Source organism: Streptomyces sp. TRM68367 (genome assembly GCF_014495685.1).
Lineage (GTDB): Bacteria > Actinomycetota > Actinomycetes > Streptomycetales > Streptomycetaceae > Streptomyces.
The window spans coordinates 1-9,544 of record NZ_JACTVI010000166.1; the positions used below are offsets into that span (position 1 = coordinate 1).

Below are 9,544 nucleotides of genomic sequence, written 5' to 3' on the forward strand. Positions count from 1 at the left end.
CAAGAATCCGACGCCTCCCTGATCCTCGGAACCGAACAACGAATCGCTCTTGACCTTCACTGGGCAGGAGCCGTGCGACAGCCTCGCCGCCGTCGCGCGGACGTTGCGAAACCCCCGGCGGACGCGGGCGGGGGTGAGGCGGCGGGGCTCGGCGGGTCGTTCCCAGGGGCGGCGCATGTCCTCGGCGAGGGGGCGAGCGAGGCGGAGCTGGGTGTGGGCGGCGATGACGAGCCAGGTCCACAGATCGGCGCTGTCGGCGTGGCGGACCTTCGGTGCCGTCCAGCCGAGGGTCTGTTTCATGAGCCTGAACGTGTGCTCGAGATCGAATCTGCGGAGGAACGACTGCCACCAGCGGTCCACGTCCGCAGGTGTGGCGCCGACGGCCGAGGACCACAGCCAGACGGGTTTCGGGTCGCGGTCGCCCGGCAGGCGCTCGACCTGCAGCCGCATCAACGTGCCGTGCAGGATGGGCAGTTCCTCGTGCGCGTGGTCCAGCCATGGGCCTCGGTGGGTGAGCCGGGGGTGCATCCGGTCCCAGGCCATCACCTCGGCTGTGCCGTAGCGGGTGGTGTCCGTGACCGTGGTGACCTCGGGTTGGTGCCAGCTGTCGGGCTTGGCGAAGGTGAGGACGCCGCCGTGCCGGCGGGGCCGCCCGCCCTTCGGGCCGGAACGCGCGGGGCCTGGGTCGCGGAGCATGACCCGGTCCGAGCGCAGGCGCCCGAGCAGCATCACCGGCAGGTCGGCCAGGGCGTGGGAGAGGTAGGTGACGTCGTAGCCGGCATCCATCACGATGAGGATCTCCGGGTCGCCCGGCCGCCAATGCCCGGCCTGCGTCAACCGCTGCACGACATCGCGCAGTTGGGCGGCGGTGGCGAGCGTCGCGTCGTCGGCGGGTCCCAGGCGCACGGCGTCCAGCAGCGCGACCCAGGAGGTGCGGCCGGACTCCAGCGCGGCAACGAATGAGTACGGCCAGCCCGGCACGAACTGGTCCGTCTTGCGGTCGCCACGTCCGTAGACGTGGCAGAACAGCCGGTCGTCGCTGGTCGGAGCATCGGGGCGGAGCCAGTTGCTCACGTCCACGGCCAGCACGATCCGGCCGTCGGCCGCCTTCGGCAGCGGCAGACCGGCCAGCGTGCGGCGAAGGCGCGTCGGCTCCAGCCAGCCGCGGTCCAAAGCCGCGTACAGCGCACCGTGCCCACGCCGGTGCTCGACCGCCAGCGACAGCTCAACCAGCGTCTTCACCGGCCCGTCCGCGCACAACACCGCATCAGTGAGCTCGAAGAGCGCATCCGCGCGAGCGTAAAGGCATTCGTAGAACTCGACCCGAAAGCGGGACAACACGTCCAACGCCTCACCTGCGGGCGCGTCGACAGACAGACTCATACACAGCGGCCGTTCTCTTGTGCTCCGTGATTCGACATCTCGAAGCGTGGAGAACGGCCGCCTCCGCTGTCCCGGAAAGAACCGCAGATCAGCAGGTCGGGTGACCTGCCACGTTAAACGCCAAGCTGAGCAGGAGGCGCTCTACCTGGCCACCTTCGGTGAACCGGTGCGACGTGACCAGAGGATGCGCGAACTCGCGCTGAGCGGCAAGGCCATGGGGGGCCTAGCGCACCTGCCCCAGCCGTATGTGCTGGCCGGTTTCGTCATGGACCATCCCACCCGGGTGTGCGTCAAAACCACTCCCGTGTCCGCGGAACTGCCGGTGCTGCGTACCGCCAACGAGCAGCACTTCGGTTACGTCTACCCTGCGGGCTTCGCCCTGACCGTTTCCGCCCGGGTCGAGCGGGACGGTCAGTACGTGCACCTGATGCGGGCGCTCGCCGACCCGGACAGCGACGCTCTCCTTGGCGACCATCCGGTCCTGCTTGACTTCCTCACCACCTGCCACCCCGAGTCGGTCTTCTGTTTCGACGACGGCGACGGACCGCCTCTCGATGTGACGTGCTTCGAGAGCTTGGGCGATCTGGCCCGGTGCGCGGCGGCCTACCGCGATGCCCAAAGCTTGGACGGCTGGGACGCGGTGCCTGTCATGGTCAAAGACATGGCCAGCACGGAATCCCGGAACTCCCTGATGTTCCTCGGCTCGGCAGCCGACCCGCAGACCCAGCCGATCCCCCGGGGACTCCTCCTGGCGGCGCCGGAGGTGGAGGAGGAGGACTGCGGCACCGCGTCCGGGACCATTAACGTCCCGGTTGTCTGCAACCTGGCCCACTCCAGCCTCGTCGCCTGGTTCTCCGGCCGCGGATCCGTGCTACTCCATGATGGTGATCCGTGCGGATTCAAGGTGCCCGCCTTCCGCTTGGACACCGTCGAGGTGCTTCCCCGGGTGCCGAGCCGGTCCCTGTTTCCACGAGTCCTGCTCGGGTCGCGGACGCTGATCTGTGACGAAGGACGGTGGCAGGAGAGCGACGTCGACACAGGGCAATGGGCAGACGACGTTCGCCTTCGTTTCCAGCTGGACTAGGCCGATTGCGCCTCCTTAACGGGCGGGCGAGGTGGCGCTGACCTCAGGGCGGCCGACGGGCGTGGGGGGCTCAGGACTTGCGTTGAGCAGCAGGGCCAAGAGCGTTGCCACGGCCACGCCTGAGCCGATGGCGACCAGGTCTCCTCGGGAAGGCGGTCCGTTGTGGGTGCGCGCCGGGATCACACCCCGACTGGCGGAGCCTAAAGCAGGCGGCCGACGCCTCGGTGGTTCCGGTTCCCGCGCGGCTTACCTCTCCTCATCCGATCGTCGCCGCGCTCAGAGACATGGAGGAGCGGCTCTGATCCGCCGATTGCTGATGATCAACGCACGAGTTGAGTTCCCCACCACCCGACCATGATCAACCATCCAACCCCACGTCTCACCGCCAACCGTGCGCGAACTCGTTGCATTTGACGTTCGGCCCCGACTCATCTCGCGCTGGAGTTGAACGTCAAGGTCACAGCAGGTACGAGAAGCGCAGTGCCCCGCCCTCCTCGCGGTAGCGGCCCCGGCCGCGCTTTCCGTAGGGGTTGGGGAGCATCTGGATGGCCATCTTGTGAGGGGTGAGGGCGTGTGTGACCACCAGGAGGCGCCAGCGGTCGTTGCCCGCGTGCTGGCGGGCCGCGCGGACCTCGCTTTCTCCCAGCTCGAAGCGGCCGCCTTCGCCCCCGGTCGCCTTCACTTCGTACAGGTAGGGCCGGCTGCCGGAGCCGACCCGGAAGTCGAAGCCGAGGCCGTCGTCGCCGGACGGGCCGGGGAAAACTTTGCGGCGGTTGCCCGACACCCAGCCGGTCTCGTCCATGCGGTCCGGGTAGCACGCACACAGCCACTGGTACGCGTACCACTCGCCCACGTAGCCGATGGCCTCCCGCTGGGCCGTGGTCAGCCCGCTGTCCGTGCCGCCCCCGTACCGCCGCCCGCGCGTGTGACTGCTGGCCTGGGTGCGCCCGGTCTGGGGACGGGGGTCCGTGAAGCGGAGCGGCCCGGCGGCGGTGATGCCCGGCGCCGAGCCGCTCTGCAGTACCCGGTCGAGTTCGCGGGTGAGGGCGGTGAAGTCGCCTGAGTGCACGTCGAAGTCGCGGCCGCCGACGGAGATCGACCGCCGTTTGCGCTCCCGTTCGCGGCGCTCGTGTTCCGCCGCGTTGCGCACCCGGTCCAGGTCGCCCTCGGACAGCCCGTGCCGTTCGGGATCCGTCGCCATCGCCATCCCGTCGGGCCACTGGCCGAGGGCCACAAGCCAGCCGACGACGTCGGTGGGGGACAGGGGTCGGAAGTCCAGCGCGCCCGCGGCTTCCAGCCGCGCGGTGACCTCCTCGGCGGGCTCGACTCCGGTCAGGGCCGTGGGCAACGGGTGTCCGGCAGCCCTGACCAGGACCGCGAGGTCGGCGGCCAGGCCGGTGATCGTACGGAGGTTCGCGCCGCGTACTTGGTCAGGGGCGGGCAGGCTTTCGCCCGACCGGGGCAACGGCACCGCGCGGCCCAGGCGCAGCGCCAGCTGCTCCTCCACGTGCGCCTCCAGGCTCCCCGTGTCGGCCGTGTCCACGGTGTACCTCCATGCCTCCGGCGCGGTGATCCAGTCCAGGGCCCGGACCGAGGGCCAGTCGGGCATCGGACGGCGCGCGTCAAAGTCCTCCAGCACCGCCCAGCGCAGCCGGTTGACGAGCTCCTTCTTGCGCAGGTCCAGGTAGGTGCGGAGCGCCTCCTCGTGCTCGTCGGCGTGGCTGATCGGTTCCAGGGGCGGGTTCATCGCGCCCAGGGTGTCGTTCAGCTCGGCGAATCCGATGCCCAGGTCGCGCCGCAGTTCGTCCGTACCGCGGGCTGCGCGGGCCCTGGCGATGAACTCAGATACGGGGACCGGGAGCTCGGCGGCGTACTCCTCGAGGTGAGCCTGGAACTCCCGGGTGTCGCCGGGCGGCGGCAGGAACAGAGAGTTCGCGGCCTCCGTGCCGAGCAGGTGGACGAGGAAAGGCCGGCAGCGCTCTAGGACCACGCCGATGGCCCCGTCGATCCGGCGACTCGTCTCCTCGACCTGGTGGACCGTGACTTCCAGGGCGTCGGCGAGCTCCTCCTGGCCCGGGTCGCGCAGGTCAGCGTGGCGGGAGGCGAGCTGGTGGGCGGCGAGGCGCAGCCGGTCGCCGAACTCCCGCCGTCCCAGCAGCTCGGCGACCGCCACGACGATGCGGGTGGTCTCGTGCCAGCCCGGCTCGCCTGCCGGGGCGAGGACGAGCGGATGCTTCGGATCGGGCAGCGGCAGCACCCCGCCGAGGCGGCCCGGCAACGTCACGGGCCGGCCGTCGAGCTCGATGTCCCAGGAGCGGTAGCGGTGCAGACATACGCTCCGGACCAGGGACGTCAGCTCGCTCAGCTCGGCCTCGCTCGCCCGGGGGCCGCGGGCCAGGTGGTCGGAGAGGACGCCCACGGCCAGCGTGAGCCAGGGCAGCTGCTGGACCAGTGGCTCTCCCATGGCTGCGGGGTCCACCCGTGCGCCGTCCGCGGTCACCGTGAACATCAGGTCGTCGGTGTGCCGGACGGTGGCGGGGTGTTCGGCCGCCAGCAGCTCGGCGGCCTCCGCCGAGACACCGGGAAGGGTGAGCAGGGGGCGAGTCATCTCCCGTATAAGCAGGGCCGTCAGGCCGTCGCGTTCACCGCTGACGTATAGCACGGTCCCGGCATCACCATCGCTCTCCCCGCCGTCCAGGGCGGACAGCGGAACGCTGATCAGCCGGTCCTCGGACTCAGCGAGGAGACTGGCGCCCTCGGGCAGTGCGGGACGGGGCCGCCTCACGAGGTGCCTCCACGCGCGTTCGTTGGCGCGCTGCGCGGCGGGCCGGTCCTCGGCACCCAGCGTGCCCTCCGCGGCGAGCCGTCCCAGCGCGGCGATGAGGCGGTCGCTGTCCCGGGGGTCGTCCCAGGTCGGCAGCCGCATCTCCCGCAGGCGGTCGCCTGCCTTGCCGCGCTCCAGGAGGTGGCGCAGCCGATGGTCGACGGTCGGTGCGTACGAGGGCTCCTCCTCCAGCCCGGGCGGGCAGTGCCAGGCGTCGGCCGGCCGGACGAAGCGGACGGCCCGGTCGCGGCCCCGCACCGGGAGCCACGGCTGCTCCCGGACGAAGGCGCCGAGCGGGGTCGGGACCCGTTCCCTGTCCGGGGAACTCTGGCTGCCAGCACTGGTCCAGACGCTGGCGAATTTCGCGTCCTCCCAGCTGGCCAGGCCATGCAGGACAAGCCGTGCGTACGCCAGCCGGGCCTCCTGCCCGAGGCGTCCGACAACGTCTTGGCCGGGGAGCCGCCAGGCCGGGGTCCCCCAGTACGGCGTCCGGGGGTACCAGACACCGGGCCAGTGGACGTACGGCGCCCACTGCTTCTGCACCTCGGCAGACACCTTCGCCATGCTGACCAGCTGCCGAGCGCTGAGCTCCTGGCCTTGCTCTACCCGGCTCAAGGCGTCGGAAGACCTGACCGGGACCAGCCCGTCGGCCACCCCGGCCTCCAGCAGGAACGTCCGCCACTCCGCAGCGGTGGTCTCGTCGCCCCGCTTGGCGAACTCCTCGGGCCCGGCGAGGAGGCGTCCGGCGATCGCCTTGAGGGTCTTCGACACGTCCTGCCCGCCGGCGACCACCGCCGCCAGGTCCTCACCGACGGACGTGCGGCCCCAGCCTCGGCCGAAGACGGCGCCGCTCGCCCTGATCAGTCGGCCGTCCGCCGACGGTACGTACAGTCCAAGCGAGGAGATCTCCGTCCCGCCCAGCGAACGCCGCGGCTGCCACAGCCGGAAGACGAACCGCAGAGTCTGGAGCCGCAGCCGCAGCCGCAGCCGGAGATCGGTGCTCGCGCTGAGCGCCTGCCGCACGTGGTCCAGCAGGCCCCTCGTGTCGTACGGCCGGACGAGCCCCTCCTGCTCGAGGAAGGCGCGGGCGGCCCGCCCGCGCGTACGCTCGCCGCGGTCCTTCCAGACCAGCCCCCGGTGCAGGGAGAACAACCGCTTGCCGAGCAGGGCGGGGACGGACGGGGCCTCGGTTTGGTTCGCCTCCGTACGCACCGGCTGGAAGAACGCCTCGCGGCGGGCACCCTGACCGCTCGCCTTGCCCTGTGTACGCGTACTTGTGCCCGTCCCCGCCCTGCCGAGGGGACGGTTGGTGTGCCGCAGTGTGCAGTCCTCCGCGAGCAGCAACTGTCTGCCGTGCAGGACGTGCCCGTCGTCCTCGAAGAGGGCGGCCAGGTCCTCGTACAGCGCACTCCACTGCTCCGGGGACTCACCGGACCGGGGGAGAGGAAGGCCCCCGACGATCCGTTCCACGTACTCGGCGAGGATCTCCGGGCCCGGCTCCCACGGGCACGCGAGGGCCTTGCACAGGGTGGCCGGCCGTTTCAGCCGGTCGCCGCCGATCTCGGGGTCCGCCACCACGACCCCGGCCTCGTACGCACGGTGTGCCGTGAGGACGGCCAGGTCGAGGTCCGGCCACAGGACCGCGCCCCGGGGCGGGGCCCAGCCCGCCTCCGGCGGGGCGCCGTCCGCGGCGAGCACGGGCACGAGCGGTACGTCGGCGAGTTCGCTCCCGTGCACGCGCAGTGCGGCCGCGCGCAGCCGCCCCGCAGAGCCCTTCTCACTCTCCCAGCTCACAAGGTCCACGGCGAGCTGCCCCATCGACGGCTCGGGCACGGTACGCAGTACCGCGGCGGCCGCCAGACAGGTCTCGGCGACCGCGTCGAGCAGCAGCACGTTGAGGGGGTTGTCGGAGGGAAGCCCGGTGCGGTCGAACTTGGTGAAGAACGGGGCGTTCACGTGCCCCGGGAACGGTGCGGCCTGGTCCTCGCCCACCGGCAGGAAGGTGTAGATCTGCCCGCGTCGCGGTCGGCGCGGGGCGGGCAGCGGGAGCGCGACCTCGACGACGGCGGACCGCTTCCACTCCTGCCACGTGTCGTCGAGGAGCCCGGAACCCACGGCCTCGGCGAGCGTGCTGTTCAGCCGTTCCTTCTCCACGGTGCCCCGGGCTACGAGAAAGGTGCCGGACGGCCCCAGGTCCACGGTCGCGCAGGAGACGGGGAATCCGTGCCCGGCGCCGTCCTGCTCCACATCGAAGCGCTCCTCGGAGCGGGTCAGCTCGTACCGCTCGTACGCCTCTTGGCGGTTGCCCGACTCGCCATCGGCAGCCCGCCGTTCCAGCGTCAGGCCAGCGAGCCGGTCGAGGAACAGCATCACGGGTACCTTCGCCCCCGCGAGCTCGCGCATCCGCAGCCGGACCTCGGCCCGGGCGGCCTCGCTCAGCAAGGGCAGCCGGACGATGGTTACGTACCCCTGGGCGGCGAGCTGCCGGCAGGTCGCGGGCACATCGTCCAGTGGCAGGGGCGCCTGGAGCGGCGGATACTTGGCGGCCACCTCGTGGGCGTTGTCCTCACCGGCGAGGAACTCCTCCACGTCGACCTTCTCCGCGAAGCGGAAGCAGTACCCGTCCAATTCCGGGCCGAGCGGGCTGTCGGGGTCTGCGCTGTAGATCTCGGGCGCGTCGCTGACCAGCAAGATGCTGCGGAACCCGACGCCCTTGTTCCCGATGCCCTCACCGACCTCCTTCGAGCTCTGCGCGAGCTCGCAGACCCGCTCGACGTCCCGCCAGGTGAAGGGCGTGCCGCCGTTGGCGACGTACAACGTCCCCCACTCGCCCTCCGCCTCGTCCAGCAGGACGTGGACCCGTCCGTCGCGACGGTCCCTCGGATGCGCGTCGTAGCCGTTCTGCAGCAACTCGAAGAGCGAGCGGCCGGCGTACTACCGCGCGCTCGTGTACGACACGGCGTTCACCTGCCGTGCCATGCGCAGGACTTGCTCCGACCGGGCCCCCTCCAGCACGGACCGGCCGTACTCGCGCAGCTGCTCGGCCCGGGCGTTCCTCGCCATGGTTCTCCCCTCACCTCAGCGTGATGAGGACGGTATCCCGCCGCACTGACATCGGGGGGGCGCGAGGACCACCGTGTGGAGCGCGGCTCGGAGCTGCGATGGGCACGGCACTCGACGCTGCAGCGATCTGGCGGAGCATGTCAGCCTGCTGTTCAGTCAGCGTGTACTTCACGAACTTCGGCTCCACCTCGACGAGCTGCGGGCAGACCACCAAGGTAGGGCCGATGAGCAGCCTCAGAGCGCTTCCCATCACACGTTCGGGTTCCACCACCCCAACCTGGTCGTGTTGAGGTCAGCCAATGGTGTATGGGGCTTACCGGGCCGAACCCGTCGAGCAGCTTGTCGGCGCTGCTCTTTGGGCTCGGATCCCACCGCGGTAGGTACGTGGGTTGACATGCGCAGATTGCGTTGGGCTCATTACCCTGTGTCGCGGGGCAGTGCCGAGGTAAGCGGGGGTAGGGATGAGCGCGGGGAATGCGGTGTGTCGAACGGCCGCGGTGGACGGGGCGATTGCGTCCGCCGATGCGCTCTTCTCTCTGGAGGGCATCCCAGAAGGAGCCGTCGTACCGGAGCCGGAGGGTGAGGCGGCGACTGAGGCGGCGGTCGAGCGACTCGGTAGCCGGTTTGCCCGACTGGACGGTCAAGTACGGCACGCGCTGAGACGTACCCGAGATCACGCAGGCAATCTGTCCAGCGACCGTCTACAGGGACTCTCGGAGATCGTGCAGAACGCCGAGGACCTCGACGCGACGGACGTACGTATTCTGACAAGGGAGCGGGAACTCCTCGTCGCCCACAATGGCAGTCCCGTACGGCTGCCGGACGTTCTGGCCCTGGCGATGCCCTGGCTGACAAGCAAGGCAGAACAGGCTGATTCAACCGGCAGGTTCGGGATCGGCTTGATGACCCTCCAGTCCCTCTCCCCGCATCTGGAGGTTCACTGCGGGCATTACCGGTTCCGTGTCGGGGATCCGGACATTTCCGTGGCCGAGCCGTTCCCGGTGCCTGACTGGTTGGCGGGCGACACCTGGACGGTTCTGCGCGTTCCTCTGGAGCCGGGTGTGCTCGGTGCGGACGAGGTGGACGCGTGGCTTGCCGAGTGGGGGGGGTGCCCCTATCTGTTTCGTCAACCCCGGTGGGGTCGGCTTGTAGGGGTTGATCCTGGTTTTCGGGAACGTCCCGCGAAGCGG

4 protein-coding genes and 1 pseudogene are annotated in these 9,544 nt (G+C 70.5%); 2 read left to right on the forward strand and 3 right to left on the reverse strand.

Annotation, left to right across the window (positions count from 1 at the left end):
* Nucleotides 1–1,383: NF041680 family putative transposase (locus H8R17_RS43075; RefSeq protein WP_262505976.1), on the reverse strand; the 1,383-nt coding region annotated here is incomplete at its 3' end.
* A gap of 100 nt (nt 1,384–1,483) precedes the next feature.
* On the opposite strand from H8R17_RS43075, the gene H8R17_RS43080 reads away from it, so the two are divergent.
* Nucleotides 1,484–2,467, forward strand: a complete 984-nt coding sequence (locus H8R17_RS43080; protein WP_187828629.1) for a hypothetical protein — start codon at nt 1,484–1,486, stop codon at nt 2,465–2,467.
* Between the two features lie 457 nt (nt 2,468–2,924).
* On the opposite strand, the pseudogene H8R17_RS43085 reads toward H8R17_RS43080, so the two are convergent.
* A pseudogene (locus H8R17_RS43085) lies at nt 2,925–8,204 on the reverse strand (sacsin N-terminal ATP-binding-like domain-containing protein); the annotation flags it as partial.
* 21 nt (nt 8,205–8,225) lie between these two features.
* Nucleotides 8,226–8,354: a hypothetical protein gene (locus tag H8R17_RS48240; protein WP_262505977.1), complete on the reverse strand. Its 129-nt coding sequence runs from the start codon at nt 8,352–8,354 to the stop codon at nt 8,226–8,228.
* A 461-nt stretch (nt 8,355–8,815) separates the two neighbouring features.
* On the opposite strand from H8R17_RS48240, the gene H8R17_RS43090 reads away from it, so the two are divergent.
* On the forward strand, nt 8,816–9,544 hold a 729-nt coding region (locus H8R17_RS43090; protein ID WP_399478053.1), incomplete at its 3' end, for a sacsin N-terminal ATP-binding-like domain-containing protein.